Source organism: Rhodoferax sp. (assembly GCF_030646845.1).
Taxonomy (GTDB): Bacteria; Pseudomonadota; Gammaproteobacteria; order Burkholderiales; family Burkholderiaceae_C; genus Rhodoferax.
The window spans coordinates 47,182-73,004 of sequence record NZ_JAUSLE010000058.1 but is presented as its reverse complement, the minus strand read 5'-3'; the positions used below and the strand labels follow the sequence as shown (position 1 = coordinate 73,004).

Below are 25,823 nucleotides of genomic sequence, written 5' to 3'. Positions count from 1 at the left end.
CGTCGCCCCACGGCCACTTGCGCCACGAACGGCAACAGGTTGTTGGGCGTGCCTTGCGGGTCTTCGCCGATCAGGCCGCTGGCGTGGGCCCCCACCGGGTTGAAGTAGCGCAGGATGCCAATGTGCCAGGTGGGGTCGCTGCGGTAAAGGTCGCGCAGCATGTCTTCGATCACCAGCTTGGTTTGCCCGTAGGGGTTGGTGGCTGAAAGCGGGTGGTCCTCGGTCAGCGGCAGCTGCTGCGGGTCGCCATAGACGGTGGCAGACGAGCTGAACACCAGCGTCTTCACGTCGCAGGCAATCATCGCCTCCAGCAGCCTCACCGTCCCCACCACGTTGTTGTCGTAATAGGCCAGCGGCTGTTGCACGGACTCGCCCACCGCTTTGAGACCGGCGAAATGGACCACGGCCGTGGCGCGGCTCTGGCGCAGGGCGGCGACCAGTGCCGCCGAATCACGAATGTCGCCCTGCACAAGGGCAGGTTTTTTGCCGGTGATGCGCTCCACCCGCGCCAGGGCTTCGGGCTGGCTGTTGCAGAAGTTGTCGAACACGGTGACGTCATGCCCCGCATTGAGCAACTCGACGCAGGTGTGGGAGCCGATATACCCGGCACCGCCAGTGACGAAGATCATGGGAATTTGCCTTAGCTCCGGGTTTCCGGCGAGTTTGGTCTCAGGGGGTGCATGCCGACGTGGTCTTGAGGTCAGCCGCCAGACTCAACAGTTGATGTCGCGTGCTGGTCTTGACCGAGGATTTCCGCCAGCTGGGGCAGCGCGAGCTGGAGCGCGGTCTTGAGGGTATGGGGCGGATTGATGATGAACATGCCGCTGGCGGGCAGACCTGGGCGTATGACCTCGCCGGCTTCATCGGCGGTCAGTTTGCTTGACTTCACGGTCAGTGTCGCGTTCAGCCAACTCTTGCCGGCTTTGTTGGCCAGGGTCTTCAGCTTGCGCGGAACGTCATGTGCCTCCGGACGCGGAATGATGGGGTACCAAACGGCGTAAGTGCCGGTGGCAAATCGGGCCATCGAATCCGCGACCATGGCCACAACGCGGGCGTAGTCGTTCTTGATTTCGTAGCTGGGGTCACTCAGCACCAGTGCCCGCCGCGCGGGGGGAGGCAGGAATTTCTTGAGTCCCTCAAATCCATCCTCACGCAGGACTGCGACCTGGCGCCCTGCCTCCAATTGGGCGATGTTGGCGGACAGTGTCTTGGAGTCTGTAGGGTGCAGTTCAAAGAGTTTCAGTTTGTCGCGTTCACGCAGCAGACGCTGAATGATGAAAGGTGAGCCTGGATAGACCTTGTGGCTGCCTTTGCTATTGAAGCTGGCGACCAGATCCAGATAGTCCTGGATCACCGGTGCCAGACCGGCTGCTATTGATTTCGTAGCGGCTGACGCTTTTTTGACGGGGGCTGGAGCCTTGTTTGGCTCCGCAACAAGGCGAAGAAAGCCATTGGCTGCCTCGCCGCTTGTTTCGGCATATTCACCGTCTAGCCGGTACAAACCGGCTCCGGCATGGGTGTCAAAAACCGTCAGGGCGGTGTCTTTTTGTGTCAAATGCCGCAGTATGGCAATGAGCACAGTGTGTTTGAGTACGTCGGCATGATTGCCGGCATGGAAGGCGTGGCGATAACTGAACATGCCGCTATATTAACGAAGCGGACGACGGCACCTTTATGTAGACTGGTCTCGCACGCCCGGGATCGCGCCCGGATTTACACACAATGAAGGCCATAACACATTGGGATACTTGGATTTGTGAATGATATTGAACCCCAGACGCCAGAGTCCCCTGATGCAGCCGTCATTCATATTGATGCCTTGCCAATCGGAGCCATGCTGGCTGAATTTGAGATTCTGGGGCTGCTGGGCGTGGGTGGTTTCGGGATGGTTTACCGTGCGTACGACCATTCATTGCACAGAACCGTGGCAATCAAGGAGTACATGCCTGCCGCGATCGTGGGCCGGGCGGCCGGCACTTCCCTGACGGTCCGGTCCTCAGTCGATCAGCCCTCCTTTTCGGCAGGGTTGACATCTTTCGTAGCCGAAGCACGTTTGCTGGCGCGATTCGATCATCCTTCACTCGTCAAAGTCTATCGCTTCTGGGAAGCGAACAACACCGCCTATATGGCCATGCCCCTGTATGTTGGGATGACGCTGAAACAGGCGCGCAGCCAGATGCAGAGCCCGCCGACCGAGGCCTGGCTGCGCGCGGTTTTGTGGTCGGTCCTGGAGGCGCTCAAGGTTCTCCACGAGAGCAATACGCTGCATCGGGATATATCGCCGGACAACATTTTTCTGCAAGATGTTGGCCCCCCCGTGCTACTCGATCTTGGTTCCGCTCGCCGGGCGATTCTGGATACGAGTCAAAAACACACCGCCGTAATGAAGGTGAATTACGCGCCCATTGAGCAATATGCGGATGCGGTGGACCTGATCCAGGGGCCCTGGACTGACCTCTATTCGTTGGCCGCCGTTGTCCACGGCTGTCTGTGCAAAGAGCCGCCGCTGCCCGCGGCTTTTCGGGTGGTGCGTGACCGCATGCCCACGATTGCCAATGTCGCCAGAACGGTGCAGGAGCACTTCGGGCAATCATATTCAGCAGAATTTGTCGCGGCGATGGACCATGCCCTGGCGATTCAGCCTGACGCCCGTCCCCAAAGTGTCGAAGCCCTGGTCGCCGAAATGCGACTTAGCCGGCCCCGCGACATGTTGAAATTTGACTGGCGTGCGGATCTTGGCGACAAGCTCATTTGGGCAAACGACCATCAACTTCAGTTCCCGGAGCGGCCACAGCCAGCGGAGCGTACTGCAACTGACCAGAACACGGTGGCTCCCACGGTTACGGGGCAGGCCGCACGCCCCGAGCCGGTGAAAAGGTCGAAAAGATGGCCTGTCATGGGTCTGGTGGCAGTTCTGTTGGCTTCAGGCTGGTTTTTCCTGAGCAAGCCTAAGCCGCCCGTGATGGGTGATGCGGGGATTGCGCGGGTTGTCGTTGAAAACCCGGCGCCTCCTGTATTGCATGGGAGCGAGGACAAGGCTTTAGCTGCGCCATCGCGACCCGCAGTGGCTGAACGTCCCGCTTCGGCTCTGCCCAAGCGAGTGCGTCCGGAGCCGGTACGCCCCTCGTCGGTGCCATTGCCGAAGGTTCCCGTTGTCTTGTGTGCAGACAGCAATTTCCTGACACGGCCGATGTGTATTCACCTTGAGTGCCAGAAGCCGCAATTTGCCCATCTCGCTGTCTGTGTGGAAAATAGAAAACGATATCCAGACGGCCAGGATTCGAAAACTCCCTGATCGGGCGGATTTTTGTATAATGTTGGGCTTCGCAGCGCTTTTGTGGCTCCGCGGCGGAGCTAGATTCCCACCTAAGAGATTCCCGTCAGAGGAACGCCGACCGTGGAAAAGAGCCCGACAAACCCTCTTCAATAAGAGAAATCTCATGACCAAAACTTTCAGCGCCAAATCCGCTGACGTGGTGCACGAGTGGTTTGTGATTGACGCGACCGACAAGGTCCTCGGACGAGTAGCCAGCGAAGTTGCTCTCCGTTTGCGCGGCAAACACAAGGCCATTTACACGCCTCACGTCGATACAGGTGACTTCATCGTCATCATCAACGCAGCCCAATTGCGTGTCACTGGCGCCAAGCCCATTGACAAAGTGTATTACAGCCACTCTGGCTACCCTGGTGGCATTTCTGCCATCAACTTCCGCGACATGCAAGCCAAGTTCCCTGGCCGTGCTTTGGAAAAAGCCGTCAAGGGCATGCTGCCCAAGGGTCCCTTGGGCTATGCCATGATCAAGAAGCTCAAGGTGTACGGTGGTGCTGAGCATCCTCATACCGCCCAGCAGCCCAAAGTGTTGGAAATTGCAGGCATTTCTGCCAATGCAACTAAGAGGGAGTCTGCCAAATGATCGGTGAATGGAACAATGGTACCGGCCGTCGCAAATCCAGCGTCGCCCGTGTATTCCTGAAAAAAGGCTCCGGCCAGATCGTAGTGAACGGCAAAGACATCGAAAATTTCTTCGGTCGTCAAACCTCCATCATGATCTGCAAACAGCCCTTGATGCTGACCAACCACGCTGAAACGTTTGACATCATGGTCAACGTTGCTGGCGGTGGTGAGTCAGGCCAGGCTGGCGCTGTGCGTCACGGTATTACCCGTGCCCTGATTGACTACGACGCAACGCTCAAGCCCGAATTGAGCAAGGCTGGCTTCGTGACGCGTGATGCGCGTGAAGTCGAGCGTAAGAAGGTCGGTTTCCACGGCGCGCGTCGTCGCAAGCAGTTCAGCAAGCGGTAATTTCAACGGAAATTTCGCAAGCGAATTGTTGCAGCACAAAAGCCGCCCGAATGCAGATTCGGGCGGCTTTTTATTTTCGACATAACTTGGTTACAAGTTAGTCTTCTCTGGAACTCCGTTTTGTATTCCGACTGATAGACTTGGCGCCCAATGAGACTGCGCCTCCTTCTCCGCCGCCTGACGGTCAGTGCCCCACGCATGGCGGTGCGCAGTGCCTTGCCGTGGCCATTTCGCTGGGTTGTCCTGGCCATCGTTTTTGGCTTTTGCGCTGCAATTGGCCTCTGGGCATTCGAGTTTGGCAAGGTCATTGCTGGTCTCGATGGCGGCACCAAGGGGGAACTGCAGCAAACGCGATCCGAACTTGAGGCGATGCGTGCGGAAATGGCAAACCTGAAAGCGGAGCGCGACAAGGCTCAACTGATAGCCAATACGGCGGACACCCTGCTGACCTCGGACAAGGTGGCGCATGAAAGACTGGCCGCCCAGAACAAATTGCTGGAGGCAGAAAATCGAAGCCTGCGCGATGACTTGGGTTTTTTTGAGAGATTGATTCCCACGGCGGGCGTTGGAGGCATTGCGATACGCGGCTTGCAGGCAGAACTTCGAAATGGGCATGAAATGAAATGGCAGGTGCTGGTGATTCAGGCACTCAAGAACCCGCCTGAGTTCAATGGACGCCTGGAATTGATTTTTACCGGCGTGCTGAATGGAAAGCCCTGGACTGCGACCTTGCCGGGTGGGGCTCAGTCGATCAAGCTGAAACAGTATGGTCGCATTGAAGGTGTTTTTGAGTTGCCACCCGAAGCGGTGATCAAGGGCGTTACCGCAAAAATTCTGGACGGCTCGGTTACCAAAGCCGTGCAATCCATCAAACTATAGTTCAACGGATTTCTCAATGCATTCAAGGATATCGACGTGTTCAACAAGAAGAAACAACCTCCCATCAAGAGCCTGATTGCCGAAGGCAGTCAGATTGACGGGAATTTCGGGTTTTCGGACGGCCTGCGGATCGACGGCGCGATTGTCGGGAACATCCGTGCCAAGTCCGATCTGCCGAGCATTCTGGTGATTTCGGAGTCGGCAACGGTGACGGGTGACATCCATGCCGATCACATCATCATCAATGGCACGGTCCAGGGGGCGGTCCATGCCCTGGTCTTGCTCGAGCTGCAACCGATGGCCCGTATCCAGGGTGACGTGCATTACACAGCGCTGGAGATGCATCAGGGCGCCATCATTGCCGGGCAGTTGCGTCCCATCCTGGGTGCCGAGGAAAAACCCACACTGAAATTGGCGGCTAATAACGCCTAGCTGAATTCTTGACCGATTTGCTGTAGTATTCCTCAAGTTAAATTTTTAGGGAGTAGCTCATGAGTGCCGTTGCAGAAAACATCCAGACCGAGATGCCGGGCCCGATTATCTTTACCGACAGTGCTGCTGCCAAAGTGGCGGATCTGATTGCCGAAGAGGGAAATCCAGATCTGAAATTGCGCGTATTCGTGCAGGGTGGAGGGTGTTCCGGCTTTCAGTACGGTTTCACATTCGATGAAATCACGAACGAAGACGATACGACCATGACCAAGAATGGCGTGTCCCTGCTGATTGACGCCATGAGCTATCAGTACCTCGTCGGGGCGGAAATTGACTACAAGGAAGACTTGCAGGGAGCTCAGTTTGTGATCAAAAACCCGGGTGCCCAGTCCACCTGCGGCTGCGGGTCAAGCTTTTCGGTCTGAGGATGACCCGGCTCAGGCCGGGTAAATCGCACCCAGTACGCGGGCGCCTCGGGCGCCCGTTACTTTTTTGAGGCTCGATGTTTCGCGTAAGACGGTCTTGCGTGCCAGCCATGCAAAGGCGGCCGCTTCCACCTCCAAGGGGGGCAAGCCATGGGCTTGGGAGGAACTGACCTGCAGCGACGGCAAATGCGCCTGCAGCCGCTGCATCAAGTGACCGTTGAAGACGCCACCTCCGCACACGATCAGTTCATGGCTTTCCAGCGCGTAGCGCGTGACGCTTGTCGCGCACACGCTGGCGGTCAATTCGGTCAGCGTGGCCTGCACATTCTCCGGCGCCATCGGGGCCAGATCTTGGAGTTTTCCGGCCAGCCAGCCCATATTGAACAGATCGCGCCCCGTGCTTTTCGGGGCGGGCTGGTCAAAGTAGGGTTCACGCAGCAGAGCCGCCAACAGATCACCTTGAACTTGTCCCGTGGCTGCCCACGCGCCGTTGGCATCAAAAGCCTGGCCGAGATGCTGTCGGCACCAAGCGTCCATCAAGGCGTTGCCGGGACCGCAGTCAAAGCCCAGTACGTCGTCAGCCTGATGCGGACCCAGCACGGTGAGGTTTGAGATGCCACCAATATTGAGCGTTGCCACTGTTTGGCCGGGGCGTCCAAAGACGGCCTGGTGAAAAGCCGGCACCAATGGCGCCCCCTGCCCACCGGCCGCCACATCGCGACTCCGGAAATCCGCGATGACCGCAATGCCGGTCAGCTCGGCCAGCAGGGCCGGGCTGTTGAGCTGCAGTGTGTAGCCGATGCCGTCGAATGCCTGTGGGCGGTGCCGTACGGTCTGGCCATGCGCGCCGATGGCCGTCACTTGCCCATGGTGGATGCATGACTTTTCAAGCAGATCGGCAACAACTTGCGCATACACACGAACGAGGGCATTGGCTGCCAGGGCAGCACGGTGCAGTTCGTTGGGACCGGGGCTGTTGAGCGCCAGCAATTCCTGGGTCAAAGTGTTCGAAAAGGGTGCGCTGGAATAGCTCAGGACCCGTAGCGTCGTACCAGAAAAATCGACCAATACGCCGTCCACCCCATCCAGCGAGGTGCCGGACATGAGGCCGACATAGAGTTCAGACACGCCGCATCAACTCCAAAGGAGCTTACTGGGCGCTGCTTTGCTGCATGGACGCTGCGGCCGAGAGAGCCATCCGGTTTTCGGACGCGAGCCGCGCAAACACAGGCTTGGCGGCTGGCGAAACTGGTACTGACTCACTCTCGCGGGCGATGGTGAGCGGGTCGTGATGGACACCGTTGACGCGAAACTCAAAATGCAGATGAGGTCCGGTCGCCCAACCGGTGGCACCCACTGCACCAATGCTCTGACCCTGGCTGACGCTCTCACCCTTGCGCACGTTGATGCGGCTCAGGTGCGCATACAAGGTGTTGTGGTTGTTGCGGTGCTTGAGGATGACTACATTGCCATACCCATTTTGAACGCCTGCAAATTCGACCGTGCCGTCGCCCACGCTGCGCACTGCGGTGCCGGTTGGTGCACCGTAGTCCACGCCCTGATGCGCCCGTAGAGTCTTCAAAATGGGATGCATGCGCATCTTGAAGCCACTGGTCACACGGGAAAATTCCATGGGTGACGCCAGATAGGCGCGACGCAGGCTCTCACCGTCCAGCGTGTAGTAACCGCCCTTGCTGCGGGAATCAGCTGCCCGTGCACCTTCGACCACCGGGACGCCGCCAGCAACCGGGTCCTTGAACCACATCGCCTGGAAGGTTTTGCCGCCATTGACGAATTCGGCGCTCAGGACACGCCCGGCACGAAGGGGTTCACCATCGCCTTCCAGGGTCTCGTAGACGATGGAAAAGCGGTCTCCCTTGCGCAGGGCCCGATGGAAATCAATGTCACCGGAGAAAATCTCTGCCACCTGAGTCGCGATGCTGTCCGGAATTCTTGCGTCATCGGTGGCCGCAAACAGAGAGGTCTGGATCGTGCCGCTGGCAAGCCGGGTGGAGGCCGTCAAAGGCGCGACTTCCGTGCGGGACCGAAAGCCTTGTGCGGTTTTTTCAATGACCAGCCGGTTGAACTTGCCGTCGCTGTCCGAACTCCAGCGGGCGCTGAGCTTGAGCAAGCGGTTGTCGTCGCTGGCTTCTGCCGTGACGCTGCGGCCGGTTCGCCCCAGCAGGATCTGGCGGGCGCTGGCATCGGTGCGAACAAAAGCTGCGGCGGCGGCGTCATCGATACCCAGTCGTTTCAGAAGCGTGTCTGCGGTGTCGCTGGAACGGGTAACTTCCGATCGAAAAAGCGTGAACGATGGCGAGGCCAGGTCGGATGGGGCGTTCAAGGGCAGGGCCTGAACGGACTCCAGCACTTCCCGTACCGGCAACTCAGAGGCATCGGGCGCGAAGGATGCCACAGCGAATGCACCGCCGCCGCCGCCCAGCATCAGCGCTGCAATGAGGGCGGTGATCCGTTTCGGATGTTTGTTGATCGCCTGACCAACAAAAGTCAGCAAAATATCTTTAGCGTTAGCAGGGCTGTTTGTCAAAACAAGCGTTCCAGGTTGGGGTTGGTTTGTGTGCAACCGAACAGACAAAGAAGGTGCCCATGCGCGGCCAATTAAAATCAGACGCTTGAGCGAACGCAGAGTATAACTTCGCTCCACCCCACCGCATCAATAAAAACCCTTATGAATCAAGCATCAGTCCCTACTTTTTCTGTAACAGACCGTGTCCGGGAGGCGCTTGCCGTGTCGTTGCGGGGCTGCGAAGAACTGATTCCGCAAGACGATTGGGTCAAGAAGCTGGCCCGCTCCGAGGCCACCGGCATCCCGCTGCGCATCAAGCTGGGACTCGATCCGACGGCGCCGGACATCCATATTGGCCATACCGTGGTGCTCAACAAGATGCGCCAGTTGCAGGATTTGGGGCACAAGGTCATCTTCCTGATCGGCGATTTCACCACGCTGATTGGCGACCCGTCGGGTCGAAATACCACCCGTCCGCCGCTGACCCGCGAACAGATTGAGGCCAATGCCCAGACTTACTACCGGCAGGCGTCAATGGTGCTGGATCCGTCCCGGACCGAAATTCGCTACAACAGCGAATGGGGCGACACGCTGGGCTCGCGCGGCATGATCGAGCTCGCGGCCCGCTACACGGTGGCGCGCATGATGGAGCGCAACGACTTTCACGATCGATTCAAGTCCGGCACGCCGATCAGCGTGCATGAGTTCCTGTATCCGCTGATGCAGGGCTATGACAGCGTGGTGCTCAAGAGCGATCTGGAACTGGGTGGCACCGACCAGAAATTCAATCTGCTGGTGGGTCGTCACCTGCAGGCAGAGTACGGCCAGGAGCCGCAATGCATTTTGACCATGCCGCTGCTCGAAGGGCTGGACGGCATCGAGAAAATGTCCAAGAGCAAGAATAACTACATCGGCATCTCCGAAGACGCCAACACCATGTTCGCCAAGGTCCTGAGCATTTCTGACGTGCTGATGTGGCGCTGGTACACCCTGCTCAGTTTCAAGAGCGAGGCTGACATTGCCGCCCTGAAAGCCGAGGTGACGGCCGGGCGCAACCCGAAAGACGCCAAAGTGGCGCTGGCCAAGGAAATTACGGCACGCTTTCACTCCGTGGCAGCGGCCGACGCGGCCGAGCAGGACTTCATCAACCGCAGCAAGGGCGGCGTGCCGGACGAAATCGCCGAGGTGTCCTTGCCTCTGGGTGAGGGCGGTGCGCCGCTGGGGCTGGGTGCCTTGCTCAAGATGGCCGGGCTGGCCGCGTCGAGCGGCGAGGGCAACCGGCTGATTGACGGTGGCGGGGTGCGCATCGATTCCAGCGTGGTCAGTGACAAAGGACTGAAGCTGGGGGCCGGCACCTATGTGCTGCAGGTTGGCAAGCGCAAGTTCGCCCGGGTCACGGTGGGCTGAACCAGCATGGCGACCTTGCTGCCTGCCCGTTTTCTCACCCCCCAGCGTCTGCTGTGGGCTTCGGTGGTGGTGGCCGTCATCACCATCACGCTCAAGACGCTGGCCTGGTACATCACCGATTCGGTCGGTTTGCTGTCGGACGCGATGGAGTCATTGGTCAACCTGGCCAGCGCCATTTTCGCCCTGATGATGGTGACCATTGCACTGCGACCGGCGGACGAGGAACACCCTTACGGACACCACAAGGCGGAGTATTTTTCATCCGGCTTCGAGGGCATCCTGATCATTGCCGCGGCCATGGGCATTGTCTGGGCGGCCGGGCGCCGGTTGTTTGACCCGCAACCCATCCAGGCGGTTGGCTGGGGCCTGGCGCTGTCGGTGGTGAGCTCATGCCTTAACGGATTGCTGGCCTGGGTGATGTTCAGCGCCGCCAAAACGCATCGCTCCATCGCGCTGGAGGCCGATGCCAGGCACCTGGTGACAGATGTGTGGACCTCAGTGGGCGTGGTCATCGGCATTGGCGCCGTCTCGGTCACGGGTTGGCTCTGGCTGGACCCCGTGGTGGCGATCGGGGTGGCCCTGAACATTCTCCGGGAAGGCTTTCATTTGATGTGGCGCTCTTCGCAGGGCCTGATGGACGAAGCGGTGGAGCCCGAAGTACTGAGCGAGATCCAGAAGACGCTGGCAGATTTTGACCATCACACCATCCGTTTTGATCATTTGACGACGCGCCGCTCGGGTCAGCGCCGATTCGTGGACATGCATATGCACATGCCGGCTGCCTGGTCGCTGGGGCGGGCCGCTGCCGTGCGCACGAGTGTGGAGCAGGCGTTGATGAGCGCTGTGCCGGGGTTGCGCGCCACCATCCAGTTGCTGCCCAGTGATGTGGAAGCGCATTTTGACGACCCCAAGGACCTGATGTGAAGATGGCCGGGATCCAGGCGTGATCGCCCTCCTGCAGCGCGTCAGCGAGGCGCGCGTCGTGATTGACGGCCAAACAGCCGGTGAGATCGGGCCGGGGTTGCTGATGCTGCTGTGCGCCGAACGGGGTGACGGCGAGGCCCAGAGCAACCGGATGCTGGCCAAGATCCTGAAGCTGCGCATCTTCAGCGACGACGCCGGCAAGATGAACCGCAGCGTGCAGGACATGGACGGTCGGGGCAGCGCTGGCGGACTGCTGGTGGTGAGCCAGTTCACGCTGGCAGCCGATGCCACGGGGGGCAACCGGCCGAGCTTCACCGGGGCTGCATTGCCTGACGAGGGTCGCAGGCTGTACGACTACTTTGTGGCGCAGGCCAGAGCCGTGCATCCGGTGGTACAGACCGGGCAGTTTGGTGCCGACATGAAGGTACACCTGGTGAACGACGGACCGGTGACGATTCCCCTGCGCATGCCGCCAGAGCTTAAATAGCAGGAAGTCATATTGCTATCAATTAGATAGTTGTCTGCGCTTTATTGACGGGGGCTGCAGGCACTTTTATGCTCAATACGGGTTGGCGAACCCGAGCCGGGCCAGAATCTCGGTTTCGCGCAGTTCCATCACCTGGGCGTCTTCCTCACTGGTTTCGTGATCCCAGCCTTGCGCGTGCAGCGCGCCATGCACCAGCAGGTGGGCGTAATGGGCTTGCAGCGTCTTGCCCTGCTCTTTGGCTTCTTTTGCCACCACGGGCGCGCACAGCACCAGATCGGCGGTGACCACGGGTTCCTGGGTGTAATCAAAGGTCAACACATTGGTGGCGTAGTCCTTGTGCCGATAGTCGCGGTTCAGCGCCTGCCCCTCTTCGGCGTCCACAATGCGCACCGTGATCTCGGCATCGCTTTGCAGCGCATGGCGAATCCAGCGGGCCACTTTGTGGCGGGGCAGGGCGGCACGATGCAGCGCCGCGTCGTCTATCTTGCCGAATTGCAGCGACAAGGTGAGTTGATTCAATAAAAGCATTGAGTAAAAGGCCTCCGGCCCCCGGTTAATATGCGCAGGTAGCTATTGTTTTTATAGCAAGCGGAACGCCTAAACGATCTTCTTGCGGGCACGCGGGCGCGCCGTGGCAATAGACATCAGCGGTTCGTCGTCGTCCCGCCGTTGTTGGCCGATGCGCCCGGGTGCATCGTAGGCATCCACAATGCGCGCCACCAGCGGGTGGCGTACCACGTCGGCACTGGTGAAGCGGCACATGGCAATACCGTCGACCCGTTTGAGCACGCGCTCAGCGTCAATCAGGCCGCTGAGCTGGGTTTTCGGCAGGTCGATCTGGCTCACGTCGCCCGTCACCACCGCTTTGGAGCCGAAGCCAATACGGGTGAGAAACATCTTCATCTGTTCGGGCGTGGTGTTTTGTGCCTCGTCCAGAATCACAAAGGCGGTGTTGAGCGTGCGTCCGCGCATGAAAGCCAGCGGCGCGATTTCAATCGTCTGCCGCTCCAGCGCCTTTTGCACCTGCTCGAAACCCATCAGGTCATACAGCGCGTCATACAGTGGGCGCAGATAGGGGTCGATCTTCTGCGCCAGGTCGCCTGGCAAATACCCCAGCCGCTCCCCCGCTTCCACGGCGGGGCGGGTCAGCACAATGCGTTGCACGGCGCTGCGCTGCAGGGCATCCACCGCCATCGCCACCGCCAGGTAGGTCTTGCCAGTCCCGGCCGGGCCAATGCCAAAGGTGATGTCGTGGCTGGCGATGTTGTCCAGGTAAGTGGCCTGGTTGATGGTGCGGGCCTTCAGGTCGCTGCGCTTGGTCTTGAGGGCATGGCTGTCGGAGTCGTTCATTTCGCCGTCGCCGGCCAGCATCAGCTGCACGGTGGCGGGCTCAATCGGGCGCGCCGCCATTTCATACAGGGCCTGCAGCATCTCCATGCCGCGTTTGGCATTGGCCTTGGTGCCATCGACCTTGAACTGTTCGTGCCGGTGGGCAATCTTGACTTGCAGTGCCACTTCAATGGTGCGCAGATGTTCGTCCATCGGGCCGCACAGGTGGGCAAGGCGGGCGTTGTTGGGCGGCGAAAAAAGGTGTCTGAGAATCAAGTTGATAATTCCTGAAAAGAGTTACCCATGATAGGCAATAAATGATCGGCAAACTGACGGGCACGCTTGGCGACAAAAATCCACCCCAGGTGCTGGTGGACTGCAATGGCGTGGGCTATGAGGTACATGTGCCCATGAGCACGTTTTACAACCTGCCGGAGGTCGGCGCGCGCGTGAGTTTGCTGACGCATTTTGTGGTGCGTGAAGATGCGCAGATCCTGTATGGCTTCGAGCACGCGCAGGAGCGCGAGGCCTTTCGCCAGCTCATCAAGATTTCAGGCGTCGGCCCCCGCACAGCCTTGTCGGTGCTGTCGGGCATGAGCGTGAGTGAGCTGGCCCAGGCCGTGACGCTGCAGGAAGCCGGGCGGCTGATCAAGGTGCCCGGTATTGGCAAGAAGACCGCAGAACGTTTGCTGCTGGAACTCAAGGGCAAACTGGGGCCGGACATCGGTGTGCACGCCAATGTGGCCAACGACGCCCAGGCCGACATCCTGCAGGCCCTGCTGGCGCTGGGTTACAGCGACAAGGAAGCGGCAGTGTCGCTCAAGGCCCTGCCTGTCGACGTGGGCGTGAGCGAGGGCATCAAGCTGGCGCTGCGGGCACTGGCAAAGTAACCAAGCCAGCGCAAGAGAGGTTTCGCCGCCGGGCCGTCCCAAGGCGAAATGCGGTCCCCTCGGCGGGCAGCGACCCACACGCAGGGGGCGAGCGTGGGGGCTACGGCCTACTGCGCGTTGCGCACCGCCCGCCCATTCACGGCCTGCACCGGGCGGGCGTTGTTGGGGAACAGCTGCGAGAACAGTCTGATCTGGTCCCGGCTCACCGTGGTGGGTTGTTTGAGCACCAGCCACAGCACGCCTTCGGTACAGGGTGGCGTGGTGAGCGAGCCCATGAACTGGTAATAGCGCTGGTCTTTGGGCAGCAGTTCGTTCATATCGATCAGCCCGGAGGGCATGCGCACGCGGTCGTTGTTGTCCAGCGGCATGTAGGTCCACACCTTGTTGATCAGGGCGTTGGCAACGCCGGGGTCTAGCAACACGGCCACCACGGCCAGCTGGCCCTCGGCATTCCTGTGCACCAGGTGCGCCACCATGGCAAAGCCGCGGTAATCGACGCGCTCTTCTGAGGGGTGATGAAAGTGGAACTGCAGCAGCTTGTAGCTGGAGCCGCGTACGGTCAGGGAGTTGTCGCCGGTCAGGTCAACCTGGATCGTGTGGCCATTGTTCACCACCGTGCCGCTGCTGGGCTGGTAGTTGAACTGCAGGGGCTCCGCCGGACCCTGCAGCGTGCCTGACTCCTCAATGTTGATGGGGGACTGGCGCTTGCCAATGGCGCAAACATTGAAATCAGGCTTGAGCTTGCCCCAGGCCTGTGGCCCGGTCTCGCCCTCGTAACGCCAGTGGGCTTCGCCGTCCGGGTGGGTGTCGCCGGCTGCCACGGGCGCGTCGTGACCCGTCAGGGCTGTGGTTTTGGCGCGAATGTACTGGCGGCTGGCCTTCGGGTTCACGATGGTCGCGACGGGCTTGCGTGATGCCACGCTGGTTGGTGCAGCACCATGTCCGCTGTCTGCCTCTTTGGCCGGCGGCTCGGTTGGCGTGACCGGCTCTTTGCCGGGCAGGGTGATGTATTTTTTCTCTTTACCGTTGATCACCAGGGTCAGCCGCTTGTTGGACGCCGCGCCGCTGTCAACGGCTTCGCGCACCTGGTCTGCCATGTTTTTGGGTGCGGAAGCGGTCGCCGCCGGTGTTTTCGCCGGCGCCGCGTGGGCGTCGGCCGTGGCCGCAGCAGGGTCAGCAGCCCGGCTTGGGCTTGGGAATCCTGCTGCCAGGGCCATGGCCAGGCATGAGAATCCGCCCCAGACGCGCCAGGCGTTCTGTGGTGCAGGGCGAAGGGAAAGGGGCTTCAGGAGAGTCGTTGTCATGTCAGGCGGACCCGGTGGGTGTGCACGATGTTCAGGCCATCTTGGGAAAAAGACGGGTTTGTGTTCTGTTATCGGCATATTCGACAGGGCACTTGAGCCCCCACGCTCCGGTGCACGCTATAGTCAAGCCTCACTCAGCATCCCCACCCCCACGTGAGCATTCAGACCGACGATTTCGCCCCCCCGCCTGCCAAACGCATGGTGTCCGCTGCGCCTGCATCACCCAATGAAGAGGCCATCGAGCGTGCCCTGCGGCCCAAGCTGCTGGACGAGTACGTCGGGCAGGCCAAGGTGCGCGAGCAGCTGGAGATCTTTATCAGCGCCGCCAAAAAGCGCGATGAAGCGCTCGACCACGTGCTGCTGTTTGGCCCGCCCGGCCTGGGCAAGACCACGCTGTCGCACATCATCGCGCACGAACTGGGCGTGAATTTGCGCCAGACCAGTGGCCCGGTGCTTGAAAAACCCAAGGACCTGGCCGCGTTGCTGACCAACCTGGAAAAGAACGACGTTCTTTTCATTGACGAAATTCACCGCCTGAGCCCGGTTGTGGAGGAAATCCTCTACCCCGCGCTGGAAGACTACAAGATCGACATCATGATTGGGGAGGGGCCGGCGGCGCGCTCCATCAAGCTCGATCTGCAACCCTTCACCCTGGTCGGTGCCACCACTCGCGCCGGCATGCTGACCAACCCGTTGCGCGACCGCTTCGGCATTGTGGCGCGGCTGGAGTTCTATACCTCTGAGGAGCTGGCGCGCATCGTGCGGCGCAGTGCCGGACTGCTCAAGGTGCCCATGATTGAGGAGGGCGGCTTCGAGATTGCCCGGCGCTCGCGCGGCACGCCCCGCATTGCCAACCGGCTGTTGCGCCGGGTGCGTGACTATGCCGACGTCAAAGGCGTGGGCGAGATCACGCTGGACATCGCCAACCGGGCGTTGGCCATGCTGGATGTCGATCCGCAGGGCTTCGATCTGATGGATCGCAAGCTGCTGGAGGCCGTGATCCACCGCTTTGATGGCGGGCCGGTCGGGCTCGACAATATCGCCGCCAGCATTGGCGAGGAGCGCGAAACGATTGAAGACGTGATCGAGCCCTATCTCATCCAGCAGGGCTATCTGCAGCGCACGCCGCGCGGGCGCATCGCTACGCTGGCTGCTTACCGGCACCTGGGCGTGACGCCACCCTCGACCGAGGGTGGGCTGTTCGAGGTCTGAATCCGTTGAAAGCGCACACCCCATGATCGCCGCGGCGATGCAACGTCGATGGATCTGGATCATGGCGGGCGTGCTCGCCGTGGCGCTGGCCGGGGCGGCCTGGCTCTTCTTGCGTGCGCCGCGGGTGGAGGTCCTGGTGATGCAGATGGCCCCTCTGGTGCGCACCTTGCAGTTTTCGGCACGGGTCGCCACGCTGTCGCGCGTCGATATTGGCAGCACGCTGACCGGCCGGGTGGCGCAGGTGCTGGTGCGCGAGGGCGCGCAGGTTCAGCGCGGCGAGACGCTCATCCGGCTTGAAACTGATGAACTGAATGCCGCCCTGGCGCAAGCCGTGGCTGCCGAACGGCAGGCCGACGCGACGTTGCAGGCGGGTCAGGCCACGCTGCGGCGGGTGCAGCAACTGGTGGCGCAGGGCTTTTACAGTGCCGCCCAACTGGATGAGGCCAAGCGCGCGGTGGATGTGGCGCTGGCGCAGCGGGGCTCGGCCCGCGCCTCGGCGGCTGCCGCCCGCGCCCGCCTGACGCAGACGACGCTGGTGGCGCCGGCAGACGCCCGCGTGCTGTCGCGCCAGGTCGAGCCGGGCCAGATCGTGCAGCCGGGCAAGGCCCTGCTGAGCCTGGCGCTGACCGGCCCCACCCAGCTGAGTGCGCAGGTGGACGAGCGTTTTCTTGACCAGTTGCAGCCGGGCCAGAAGGCCATGGTGGTGGCTGACGCCTTTGCCACGCAGCCATTTGCCGCGCGCGTGCTGTCGATTGCGCCGGTGGTCGATTCGCAACGCGGTGCGATCGAGGTCAAGTTTGCGCTGGAGCAGCAGGCATCCGTTTTCCTGCGCGAGGACATGACCTTGTCGGTGGATGTGGAGACGGCGCGGCGCGAGCGGGCGCTGGTGCTGCCAATCGCCGCGCTGGGGGCATCGGGCGCCGCCGTGCTGGTGCTGCAGGCGGGGCGGGTGCAGGAGAGAGCGGTGCGCCTGGGCCTGCGCACACTGGACGCGGCGGAAGTGCTGGAAGGCCTGTCCGAAGGCGACCTGGTCTTGCTGAAAAGCACGCTCAAGCCAGGTGACCGGGTTCGCACGCAGGTGGTGGCCTGGCAGCCGGGCAAAGCCATCACGCCCGGTGCCCGCAGCGAAGACGCGGGATCGGCGATGTCCAACGCCATGGGGCGCTGAGCGGTTCGCGGCCATGAACTCCTGGCTTGGTTTCGAACGGCGGGTGGCGCTGCGTTTCCTGCGTGAAGGGCGGATGCAGACCCTGCTCATCATCGTGGGCGTGGCCGCGGGCGTGGCGGTGATTGCCTACATCTCCGCCCTTATCAACGGTCTGCAGAGCAACACCCTGGCCAAGACGCTCGGCGCGCAGGCCCACATCACCCTGCGTTCGCCTGACGATGTGGTGCTGCCCGCGCGGCTCACCGTGCCGCAGGGCACGGCGTTGACCGAAACCCAGCCGCGCGCGCAGCGTTTGCGCTCGGTCGTCAACTGGCAGGCACTGGTGCCCCTGCTTGAGCGGCATGACAACGTCGCGGCCGTCTCGCCTCTGGTATCGGGCAGTGGCCTGGCCCTGCGCGGCGAAGCCACCCAGGCCATTGCCCTGATGGGCGTGGACCTGGACCGCTACGACCGCATCGTCGGGCTGCGCAGCAAGGTGGACAGCGGCAGCGCCAGGCTCGCGCCGGGCGAGGCCATCCTGGGCCGGGAGCTGGCCTCCGATCTGGGGGTGCGCGTGGGCGACCGGCTGACACTGCAGACCGGCATCGTCAGTGACTCGGTGCGCGTCACCGCCCTGGTGGACCTGGGCGTGAAGGATCTGAACCGGCGCACCGTCATCGTGCCCCTGCGGGCGGCGCAAAGCCTGCTCGGTTTGCCGGGCGGCGCCACCGGGCTGGACCTGGCCCTGAAAAACGTCTGGACGGCGCAGGCCCTGGCAGAAGACTTGCGCCGGCAGTTTCCCTACAAGATCGAGAGCTGGCAGGAGAACAACGCCCAGCTGGTTTCCGCGTTGAACGCCCAGTCGGTCAGCACGGCGATGATCCGCGGCGTGGTGCTCGTGGTCGTGGTGCTGGGCATCGCCAGTGTGCTGGTGGTGTCGGTGGTGCAAAAGCGCCGCGAGATCGGCATCCTGCGCGCCATGGGGACGACGCGGGGGCAGATCCTGCGTGTGTTCCTGGTGCAGGGCGCCGTGGTCGGGGCTGTGGGCTCGCTGTTGGGCATCGCGCTGGCGGTGCTGCTGATCTGGCTGTTCACCCACTTTGTGCGCGGCTCTGACGGGCTGCCGCTGTTTGCGATCACGCTGCCATTGGCCACTGCGTTGCAGGTGGCGTTCATTGCGACGGTCTGCGGCGTGCTGGCCGCGATCGCCCCGGCGCGTCGCGCCGCCGCCATGGACCCGGCGCAGGCCATCAGGATCTAGTGTGGACCAGTCCAACGCATCTTCGGCGCTGATCGAACTGAACGGCGTTCGCAAGAGCTACAACGTGGGCCTGCCGAACGAAGCTGAAGTGCTGCACGGCCTGGACCTGCGGGTGAAGCGGGGCGAGTTCATTGCGCTGATCGGACCTTCGGGTTCGGGCAAAAGCACGCTGCTCAACATCATCGGCCTGCTGGAGCGCATGACGGCCGGCAGCTACCAGCTGCAGGGCGAAGAGGTGAGCAGCCTGGACGACGCCGGCCTGACCCTGCGCCGGCGCACGACCCTGGGTTTCGTGTTCCAGTTCCACCACTTGTTGCCGGCCTTCAGCGCGCTGGAAAATGTGACGCTGCCGGTGCTGATGGCCGAGGGCCGGGTCGGTGCGAAACAGCTTGAGCACGCGCGCGAACTGCTGGCCGCCGTGGGCCTGGCCCAGGCCATGGACAAGCGGCCGTCCGAGCTGTCGGGCGGCATGCAGCAGCGCGTCGCCATTGCGCGCTCGCTGGTGATGGCGCCGCCGCTGGTGCTGGCCGACGAACCCACCGGCAACCTGGACACGGCCTCGTCGGACGAAGTGTTTGTCTTGCTGCGGCGCATGCATGCCGAGCGCGGTATTTCGTTCGTCGTGGTCACGCACGACCCGCGCCTGGCGGCGCGTTGTGACCGGACGGTGGAGCTGATCGACGGCCGCATCGCACGCGACGAGCCCGTTGTCTATCCGCCGTAGGGCATCGGCGATGACTGAAGCGGCTCGGTGGATGGCCTGACTGACCGTGCGTTGTGCACGATCAGGATTTGCGCCATGTAGTAGGTCGACAGCACCCACAAAGCCACCAGCGGCACGGGCTGCACAAAACGGTTGATGGCAATGAGTGAGTCGCTCAGCATGAAGAAGCAGGCGCCGACTGCGACGGCGGTGGAGGCCGGGTCGCGCTGTACCTGGGCCCGGCCAATGGCCTGCGCGGTCATCAGCGCGATGACCGTCACGTAGGCGGCGACCGCGACTTTGAGCACCGGGTCATTGAGGCCGCCCCAGACCCAGGCGTACATGGCGGCGCCCACGCCCAGCGTGCCCAGCAGGGCGCGGCGACTGGGAAACCACGGCATGCCCCGGTGAAACAGCGCGATGTAGAAAAGATGGCCCACCAGGAAGGAGGCCAGGCCCGGTATGAAATAGCCGCCGGGCAGCATCAGGAACACATCGCCTGCCAGCGAGGCCGCCAGGGCCGCCATCAATAAGGCATCAAATCGGCCTCCAGCTCCCGATTCCATTGCGCGCATAGCTACAAAAACGATAGCAACCAGCATGGTCAGCGGCTTGAAGATGAAGTGCAGCTCCAGCAGCCCCAGCGTGCTGGTGGCCGTCGCCAGTGCCGCGACCTCGATCAGCAGCACCTCCAGCACGCTGATGCGGCCCTGCAGCACGGCGCCAATCGCCCAGTAGCCCGCCGCCAGTGCCGCACTCCAGACCGCGATGTCGCGCGTGGGCCAGCTCTCGGCAAACCACAAAACGGTCGACACGCCCAGCAGCAGCAACGCAAACTGCACGCCCGCAAACCACAGGGTCGCACGACTGGCGGGCGGATCGAAGGTGCTGACTTTGGCCATGTCGAAGTCGGCTTTGGGAAAGCGTGCGGCGACATCAGAAGGGCGCCAGCCCGGCGGCTTGAGCCAGACCCGCAGCTTGTCGCTCCAGCGGCGGGTGTGCCACGAATCCTTGAATAGGGCCCAGTAAACCTCAGCATTGGCCCACAGCGGGTCCCAGCTGTCGAGCTGGCCCCGCGTGCCATAAACGCATTTCTTGTCTTCCTCGCGGAAGGTGCCAAACAGGCGGTCCCACAGCACCAGAATGCCGCCGTAGTTCCGGTCCAGGTAGTGGTCATTCACAGCATGGTGCACGCGATGATTCGACGGCGAGCAGAACACGCGGTCAAACCAGCCCAGCTTGCCCACCTGCTCGGTGTGGACCCAGAACTGGTACAGCAGGTCAATCAGGGCCACGATGCCAAAGATGAGCGGTGGCACGCCCGCGATCGCCATCGGCACATAGAACAACCAGCCCAGCAAGGCGCCGCTACTGGTCTGGCGCAGCGCGGTGGACAGGTTGTAGTGCTGGCTTTGGTGATGCACCACATGCGCCGCCCAGAACACCGCGATGCGGTGGCCCGCCCGGTGCAGCCAGTAGTAGCAGAGGTCATAGAACACCAGCGCCAGCAGCACGCCATACCAGGTGCCCCAGAACACCGGCTCGTCGAACAGCGCGACCGAGGAATAGATGGCGGTGTAGATGCCCACGGTGAGCAGCTTGGTGAAGATGCCGCCGAGCTGGCTCAGCACGCCCAGGCTGATGCTGTTGATGGCGTCGTTCAGGCGATAGGTGTTGTGGCCGGTGCCGCGGCGCTGGCGCGCGTAGCCCCAGGCAAACTCAAGCGCAATCAGCACCAAGAAAAAGGGTGTGGCCAGCACAATGACCTGGAATTGATTCATGCCTTGATTTTGCCGTGGGTCACGCCGTAATGCCCTTGGCATCAACCCTGATGAAGCCGGCGTTGTCGCCCGCCTTGGGGGCCTTTCTCAGGCCGTCGTTTCGTCCAGCGTCGCGTCGTCGTCCAGATGGCGCGTGTCGGACCAGCCCACCAGGGTGAGGCCGTCCGGCGTCCACAACAGCCGGTTGATGGCCGCATTCCCCAATTGCCAGCTGCGCGGTGCCTGCAGGTCCTGCCCGGTAGCGGCGCGGTAAAGCACGTCCATCACACCGCCGTGGGCCACCAGCACAATTTGTTCGCCCACGTGCCGGGCTGCCAGCTCAGACGCGGTCCGGATGATGCGCTCGCGCACGTCCACCAGCGATTCACCGCCGTGTGGCGCCCAATGCGGGTCGCGCTGGCGCCAGCGCAGCGCCTGCTCGGGCCAGTGCGCTTCGATTTCCGAGTGGGTCTTGCCCTGCAAGACGCCAAAACCGCGCTCCCGCAAGCCCTCGTGGGTTTGCAGCGCTTGTCCGGTGATGCGGGCAATGGCGTGCGCCGTATCCCTGGCCCGCAACAAATCGCTGGAGTAGATGGCGTTGACGGGCTCGCCAGCCAGCGCCAGTGCGAGACGCTGCGCCTGCCAGCGGCCAGTCTCGTTGAGTTCGATATCAAGTTGCCCCTGGACGCGGGTGTCCACGTTCCAGGCGGTTTCACCGTGCCGAACGGCAATGATGCGGGTGGCGTTCATGGGCATGATTCTGGATAGATCCGGCGCCGGGCCGCCCCAAGACGGATCAGCCCCCGCGGGGGGCAGGGAGGACACGAAGTGCCGAGCGTGGGGGCCATATTTCTAGCGTGGGATTTCGATGTTGATCCGGCGCACGCCGGGTGGCGGGTTGGGGAAGCCTTTCAGCGCAGCGTCCAGCATGGCCGGTATGACCGCTTCGCTGTCGGCCCAGCGCCCGTCATGTGTCGCGTGGGTTTCGTAAACCACCTGGGCCGTGCTCAGGTTGCGGATGATGAGACTGACCTGGCGCCAGTAATAGGGTGACTCGCCCATGCCAAAGCCGGGCCAGCCAGTGTTCCCCATCAGCAGCACATTGCCGCTGTGCACGCCCAGGCCCAGGTTCCAGCCCAGGCCCCAGCCCGGGGCAGGTTGATCCCACGGCGCATAGGGTGTCACTTTCATGGCGGCCGAAACCTGCACGCTATAACGGGCGACCGCGTCATTGCGTTGCAGGCCGACTTTTGCCAGCGCCTGTTGCGTCATGGCTTCCAGCCGGGTCTGCCGCGCTACATCAGCCTGTTGCGACAGCAAGCGCTCAAACCGGTAGCTGGCGCCAGGCGGCACCAGCGGCGGGGTCGCGTAGCTGCGGACATCTGACTCCACCAGCCGCATGCCGCCACAGCCGGTCAACCAGAACGCCGCAAAAACAAGAGCAAGCAATGACCTGAACATGAGACCTCCCGTGTAAGACAGTGAAGGAAATCAGACCTGAATGCTGACCATCTGCAGGCTGGGCAACGAGGCCACCGGGAACTCTTCCTCGTCAAACACCTTGTCGCCGTCTGCACACGGCACCCCGGTGGTCTTGACGTCCCTGAAATTATGGCGCTTTGTGTCCATCAGGTGCGAGGGCACCACGTTTTGCAGCGCGGTGAACATGCTCTCGATGCGCCCGGGGTATTGCTTCTCCCAGTCGCGCAGCATGTTGCCGATCTGTTTGCGCTGCAGGTTTTCCTGGCTGCCGCACAGCGAGCACGGAATGATGGGGAACTGGCGGTGCGCGGCCCAGCGGATGAGGTCTTTCTCGGCCACATTGGCCAGTGGCCGGATCACGATGTGGCCACCGTCGTCGCTCACCAGTTTGGGCGGCATGCCCTTGAGCTTGCCGGCAAAGAACATGTTGAGAAAGAAAGTCTGCAGCATGTCGTCGCGGTGGTGGCCCAGCGCAATCTTGGTGATCTTGAGCTCATCGGCCACCCGGTACAAAATGCCGCGGCGCAGACGGCTGCACAGGCTGCACATGGTCTTGCCTTCGGGAATCACCTTCTTCACGATGCTGTAGGTGTCCTGCGTTTCAATGTGAAACGGCACCCCCAGTTGTTTCAGGTACTCGGGCAGGATGTGGTCCGGAAAACCGGGCTGCTTCTGGTCCAGGTTGACGGCAATCAGCTCGAAGTTGATGGGAGCCCGGGCCTGCAACTTGAGCAGGATGTCGAGCATGCCGTAGCTGTCCTTGCCGCCCGACACGCACACCATCACACGGTCGCCCTCTTCAATCATGTTGAAGTCCATGATGGCCTGACCGACCTGACGGCACAGCCGCTTTTCAAGCTTGTGGGTTTCGAGCTCGATTTTGGGTTTTTTTGCCGGCTCCTGGTCGAGCGGCGTCACCTCGTTGTCTGTCCAGACTGCACTCATATATTTCTTTCCTGTTACCACTGACCGGTTTCCATGCGAATGGCGACTTCGCAGTCGTCAAAAATTTCCAGCTTGGCAATTTTCACCCGCACCCCGAGCACGCCGGGCAGCTGCATCAGCCGGTTGGCAAGCTTGCCGATCAGGGTTTCGAGCAGGTTCACATGCTCGGCAGTGCATTCATTGATGATGATCTGGCGCACCTTGCGGTAGTCCAGTACATGGTGGATGTCGTCGTCGTGCGGCAGCAGCGGCTGCTGGCCCAGGCTCAGTTCGGCATCGACCTGAATCGGCTGCGGCGCGGTTTTTTCCAGCTCCAGAATCCCCAGGTTGGCGTCAAAACGCAAACCGGTGAGCGTGAGGGTCTGGTGGCCTAGTGTGTTGGGCATGGGGTGGATGGGTTCGTTCGCTGCAAGGGGTCACAGCATGGAAAAATCACGTTCGAATTTCATCAGATGCTGGCCGCCATCGACCAGCAGTGTGGTGCCGGTGATGGACTGGTTGTCGATCGCAAACTTCACGGTGGCGGCCACATCGGCCGTTGTTGACGAGCGGCCCAGCGGCGAAAGCTGGTGCAGCGCTTCAAATTTCTCCTGCGTCAGCAGGTGGCTGGTCAGCGTCAGTCCTGGCGCGACGCCGACGACGCGAAGCTGCGGTGCCAGCGCCATCGCCAGCAGGGTGTTGGCGGCTTCCAGCGCCGCTTTGGACAGGGTGTAACTGAAGAAATCGGGATTCTGGTTCCACAGTTTCTGGTCCAGCAGATTCACCACCACGCCCTGCGACCCGCTCGCAGTCGGATTGTCCGCGCCCTCGCGCGCCAGCACATGCGCGTGCAGCGCCTGCGCCAGCAGAATGGCGGCGCCTGCGTTGCTGCGCATGTGTTTTTCCATGGCGGCAAAGCCAAAGGTCGACGCGGTGTCGTGCTCAAAAGTGGAGGCGCTGTTGACCACGGCGTCCACCCGGCCAAATCGGGCAATCACCTGCGGGAGCAAATTGCGCACCGCCGCCTCGTTCGCCAGGTTTGCACGAAAAGAGGCGCTAGCCCCCGCCAAACGTGCGCAGTCAGCTACTGTTTTGGTAGCATCTTCGAGTGAATCCCGGTAGTGCACGGCCACCTGCCAGCCGTCCTTCGCCAGCGCGAGCGCGATTTCACGCCCCAGCCGTTTGGCAGAACCGGTGACGAGAACCGTGCGGGCGGGAGCGGGCGAAGACATTCGGGGACAATTCAGGCTGTGATGACAACACCCTACAGTTTAACGAGCGCCCTCTCAGCCCGCATCGCCCAGGTCATTGCGGCGGACCAGGGCTGGATCGGCTTTGATGCGTTCATGGCGCTGGCCCTGTACACGCCGGGCCTGGGCTATTACGCCAACGACAGTGCCAAATTCGGTACCATGCCCTCGCGCCTGCAGGCGGGCGTGCCCGTGGCCGGCAGCGACTTTGTGACCGCGCCCGAGATGACGCCCCTGTTTGGCCAGACGCTTGCGGCCCAGGTGGCCCAGGCCCTGCAGGTCACGCAAACCAACGAGGTCTGGGAATTTGGTGCCGGCTCCGGGGCGCTGGCGCTGCAGGTGCTGGATACCCTGGAGGCCATGGGCCTGCCCTTGGCGCGCTACAGCATTGTTGACCTGTCGGGCAGCCTGCGGGCGCGCCAGCAAGAAACCCTGGGAAGGTTTGCCGGCACCGTGCGCTGGGTCAGCGAGCTGCCCGACACCCTGCAAGGGGTGGTGCTCGGCAACGAGGTGCTGGACGCCATGCCGGTCAAGCTGCTGGCCCGGGTGAATGGCGTCTGGTACGAGCGCGGCGTCGCGCTGGACCCGGCCATGGACGAGCAGCAGGGCGGCGGCGCGCCCCGGTTCGTCTGGCACGACCGCCTCACCGATTTGCGTCCGCCGGTGGAAATTGAAGGCGTGCATGACTATCTGACGGAAATCCATCCCCAGGCCGAATCGTTCGTGCGCACCCTGGCTGACAGGCTCACCGTAGGCGCTGCCTTCCTGATTGACTATGGTTTCCCGGAACACGAGTACTACCACCCGCAGCGGCACATGGGTACCGTGATGTGCCACCGCAGCCACCGGTCCGACCCCGACCCCCTGAGCGACATCGGGCTCAAGGACATCACGGCGCACGTCAACTTCACCGGCATCGCCCTGGCCGCCCAGGAGGCGGGCTTGAACGTCCTGGGCTATTGCACGCAGGCGCGGTTTCTGATCAATTGCGGTCTGGTGTCCCGAATGGAGACGGCGCCGCTGGCCGTGCGGGTGCAGGCGCAAAAACTCATCATGGAGCATGAAATGGGTGAGCTGTTCAAGGTCATCGGCCTGTACAAGGGCGAGCCGTGGGAGGCGATCGGGTTTTCGCAGGGCGACCGGACCCATACGCTCTGAACCATGATCGGCAGCAATC

28 protein-coding genes are annotated in these 25,823 nt (G+C 62.1%); 15 read left to right on the top strand and 13 right to left on the bottom strand.

Annotated elements, in window-relative coordinates:
* Window positions 1-629, bottom strand: a 629-nt coding sequence (gene galE, locus Q7T10_RS14120) for a UDP-glucose 4-epimerase GalE (protein WP_304749353.1), incomplete at its 3' end; no start/stop codon positions are given.
* A 71-nt stretch (window positions 630-700) separates the two neighbouring features.
* A complete protein-coding gene (locus tag Q7T10_RS14115; RefSeq protein ID WP_304749351.1) occupies window positions 701-1,639 on the bottom strand; it encodes a 23S rRNA (adenine(2030)-N(6))-methyltransferase RlmJ in 939 nt (312 codons plus the stop codon).
* Between the two features lie 195 nt (window positions 1,640-1,834).
* Between Q7T10_RS14115 and Q7T10_RS14110 the strand changes: the two genes are divergently transcribed.
* The 6 genes from Q7T10_RS14110 (at window position 1,835) to erpA (ending at window position 6,039) form a co-directional block, all read left to right on the top strand.
* Complete coding sequence (locus Q7T10_RS14110) at window positions 1,835-3,295, top strand: serine/threonine-protein kinase (RefSeq protein WP_304749349.1); 1,461 nt, start codon at window positions 1,835-1,837, stop codon at window positions 3,293-3,295.
* A 145-nt stretch (window positions 3,296-3,440) separates the two neighbouring features.
* Entirely contained in the window at window positions 3,441-3,914 is a 474-nt protein-coding gene (gene rplM / locus Q7T10_RS14105) for a 50S ribosomal protein L13 (protein ID WP_304749347.1), read from the top strand.
* The gene (gene rpsI / locus Q7T10_RS14100; protein ID WP_304749346.1) at window positions 3,911-4,303 is read left to right on the top strand and encodes a 30S ribosomal protein S9; all 393 of its coding nucleotides are present in this window, start codon (window positions 3,911-3,913) and stop codon (window positions 4,301-4,303) included. The genes rplM and rpsI overlap by 4 nt, the downstream gene beginning before the upstream one ends.
* 150 nt (window positions 4,304-4,453) lie before the next feature.
* Window positions 4,454-5,182 carry a DUF6776 family protein gene (locus Q7T10_RS14095; protein ID WP_304749344.1) on the top strand — a complete coding sequence of 243 codons (729 nt, stop codon included), beginning with the start codon at window positions 4,454-4,456 and terminating at the stop codon, window positions 5,180-5,182.
* Between the two features lie 36 nt (window positions 5,183-5,218).
* Window positions 5,219-5,614: a polymer-forming cytoskeletal protein gene (locus Q7T10_RS14090; RefSeq protein WP_304749342.1), complete on the top strand. Its 396-nt coding sequence runs from the start codon at window positions 5,219-5,221 to the stop codon at window positions 5,612-5,614.
* Window positions 5,615-5,673: 59 nt separating this feature from the next.
* Window positions 5,674-6,039, top strand: coding sequence for an iron-sulfur cluster insertion protein ErpA (gene erpA / locus Q7T10_RS14085; protein WP_304749341.1), 366 nt, complete (start codon window positions 5,674-5,676; stop codon window positions 6,037-6,039).
* A gap of 12 nt (window positions 6,040-6,051) precedes the next feature.
* On the opposite strand, the gene Q7T10_RS14080 is transcribed toward erpA, so the two are convergent.
* Window positions 6,052-7,167, bottom strand: coding sequence for an anhydro-N-acetylmuramic acid kinase (locus Q7T10_RS14080; protein WP_304749339.1), 1,116 nt, complete (start codon window positions 7,165-7,167; stop codon window positions 6,052-6,054).
* Window positions 7,168-7,189: 22 nt separating this feature from the next.
* On the bottom strand, window positions 7,190-8,587 hold the full coding sequence (locus Q7T10_RS14075; RefSeq protein WP_370653771.1) for a peptidoglycan DD-metalloendopeptidase family protein: 1,398 nt from the start codon (window positions 8,585-8,587) through the stop codon (window positions 7,190-7,192).
* A gap of 141 nt (window positions 8,588-8,728) precedes the next feature.
* On the opposite strand from Q7T10_RS14075, the gene tyrS reads away from it, so the two are divergent.
* From tyrS to dtd, 3 genes are read left to right on the top strand one after another with little or no spacing between them, the layout of a single operon-like run.
* Window positions 8,729-9,973, top strand: a complete 1,245-nt coding sequence (gene tyrS, locus Q7T10_RS14070) for a tyrosine--tRNA ligase (RefSeq protein WP_304749338.1) — start codon at window positions 8,729-8,731, stop codon at window positions 9,971-9,973.
* Window positions 9,974-9,979: 6 nt separating this feature from the next.
* On the top strand, window positions 9,980-10,897 hold the full coding sequence (locus Q7T10_RS14065) for a cation diffusion facilitator family transporter (RefSeq protein ID WP_304749336.1): 918 nt from the start codon (window positions 9,980-9,982) through the stop codon (window positions 10,895-10,897).
* 19 nt (window positions 10,898-10,916) lie between these two features.
* Complete coding sequence (dtd, locus tag Q7T10_RS14060; RefSeq protein WP_304749334.1) at window positions 10,917-11,384, top strand: D-aminoacyl-tRNA deacylase; 468 nt, start codon at window positions 10,917-10,919, stop codon at window positions 11,382-11,384.
* Window positions 11,385-11,456: 72 nt separating this feature from the next.
* On the opposite strand, the gene ybeY is transcribed toward dtd, so the two are convergent.
* Both ybeY and Q7T10_RS14050 read right to left on the bottom strand, forming a co-directional pair.
* Window positions 11,457-11,912 (bottom strand): rRNA maturation RNase YbeY, encoded by a 456-nt coding sequence (gene ybeY / locus Q7T10_RS14055; protein ID WP_304749332.1) that lies wholly within the window; start codon window positions 11,910-11,912, stop codon window positions 11,457-11,459.
* 69 nt (window positions 11,913-11,981) lie between these two features.
* Complete coding sequence (locus Q7T10_RS14050; RefSeq protein ID WP_304749330.1) at window positions 11,982-12,989, bottom strand: PhoH family protein; 1,008 nt, start codon at window positions 12,987-12,989, stop codon at window positions 11,982-11,984.
* 41 nt (window positions 12,990-13,030) lie between these two features.
* On the opposite strand from Q7T10_RS14050, the gene ruvA reads away from it, so the two are divergent.
* Window positions 13,031-13,603, top strand: a complete 573-nt coding sequence (gene ruvA / locus Q7T10_RS14045) for a Holliday junction branch migration protein RuvA (protein WP_304749328.1) — start codon at window positions 13,031-13,033, stop codon at window positions 13,601-13,603.
* Between the two features lie 107 nt (window positions 13,604-13,710).
* Here the strand turns inward: ruvA and Q7T10_RS14040 are convergent, their stop codons facing one another.
* A complete protein-coding gene (locus tag Q7T10_RS14040) occupies window positions 13,711-14,907 on the bottom strand; it encodes a carbonic anhydrase (RefSeq protein WP_304749326.1) in 1,197 nt (398 codons plus the stop codon).
* Between the two features lie 153 nt (window positions 14,908-15,060).
* Here Q7T10_RS14040 and ruvB point away from each other — a divergent pair, with 153 nt between their 5' ends.
* The 4 genes from ruvB to Q7T10_RS14020 are packed head-to-tail and all read left to right on the top strand — an operon-like array spanning window position 15,061 to window position 19,251.
* Window positions 15,061-16,119: a Holliday junction branch migration DNA helicase RuvB gene (gene ruvB, locus Q7T10_RS14035; RefSeq protein WP_304749325.1), complete on the top strand. Its 1,059-nt coding sequence runs from the start codon at window positions 15,061-15,063 to the stop codon at window positions 16,117-16,119.
* 37 nt (window positions 16,120-16,156) lie between these two features.
* Entirely contained in the window at window positions 16,157-17,287 is a 1,131-nt protein-coding gene (locus Q7T10_RS14030; RefSeq protein WP_304749323.1) for an efflux RND transporter periplasmic adaptor subunit, read from the top strand.
* A 13-nt stretch (window positions 17,288-17,300) separates the two neighbouring features.
* On the top strand, window positions 17,301-18,527 hold the full coding sequence (locus tag Q7T10_RS14025; protein ID WP_304749321.1) for an FtsX-like permease family protein: 1,227 nt from the start codon (window positions 17,301-17,303) through the stop codon (window positions 18,525-18,527).
* A gap of 1 nt (window position 18,528) precedes the next feature.
* Entirely contained in the window at window positions 18,529-19,251 is a 723-nt protein-coding gene (locus Q7T10_RS14020) for an ABC transporter ATP-binding protein (RefSeq protein ID WP_304749318.1), read from the top strand.
* Here Q7T10_RS14020 and Q7T10_RS14015 read toward each other — a convergent pair.
* From Q7T10_RS14015 to Q7T10_RS13990, 6 genes are all read right to left on the bottom strand, one after another.
* Complete coding sequence (locus Q7T10_RS14015) at window positions 19,239-21,011, bottom strand: lysoplasmalogenase family protein (protein WP_304749315.1); 1,773 nt, start codon at window positions 21,009-21,011, stop codon at window positions 19,239-19,241. The two genes, Q7T10_RS14020 and Q7T10_RS14015, sit on opposite strands and share 13 nt — an antisense overlap.
* An 87-nt stretch (window positions 21,012-21,098) precedes the next feature.
* Window positions 21,099-21,740 carry a histidine phosphatase family protein gene (locus tag Q7T10_RS14010; RefSeq protein ID WP_304749355.1) on the bottom strand — a complete coding sequence of 214 codons (642 nt, stop codon included), beginning with the start codon at window positions 21,738-21,740 and terminating at the stop codon, window positions 21,099-21,101.
* A 102-nt stretch (window positions 21,741-21,842) separates the two neighbouring features.
* Entirely contained in the window at window positions 21,843-22,451 is a 609-nt protein-coding gene (locus Q7T10_RS14005) for a DUF4136 domain-containing protein (RefSeq protein WP_304749314.1), read from the bottom strand.
* Between the two features lie 30 nt (window positions 22,452-22,481).
* Window positions 22,482-23,417, bottom strand: coding sequence for a tRNA 2-thiocytidine(32) synthetase TtcA (ttcA, locus tag Q7T10_RS14000; RefSeq protein ID WP_304749312.1), 936 nt, complete (start codon window positions 23,415-23,417; stop codon window positions 22,482-22,484).
* Window positions 23,418-23,431: 14 nt separating this feature from the next.
* Window positions 23,432-23,803 carry a dihydroneopterin aldolase gene (locus Q7T10_RS13995; protein ID WP_304749309.1) on the bottom strand — a complete coding sequence of 124 codons (372 nt, stop codon included), beginning with the start codon at window positions 23,801-23,803 and terminating at the stop codon, window positions 23,432-23,434.
* Window positions 23,804-23,833: 30 nt separating this feature from the next.
* The gene (locus Q7T10_RS13990) at window positions 23,834-24,628 is read right to left on the bottom strand and encodes an SDR family oxidoreductase (RefSeq protein WP_304749307.1); all 795 of its coding nucleotides are present in this window, start codon (window positions 24,626-24,628) and stop codon (window positions 23,834-23,836) included.
* Between the two features lie 21 nt (window positions 24,629-24,649).
* On the opposite strand from Q7T10_RS13990, the gene Q7T10_RS13985 reads away from it, so the two are divergent.
* Window positions 24,650-25,804, top strand: coding sequence for a class I SAM-dependent methyltransferase (locus Q7T10_RS13985; protein ID WP_304749304.1), 1,155 nt, complete (start codon window positions 24,650-24,652; stop codon window positions 25,802-25,804).
* Window positions 25,805-25,823: the final 19 nt, after the last annotated feature.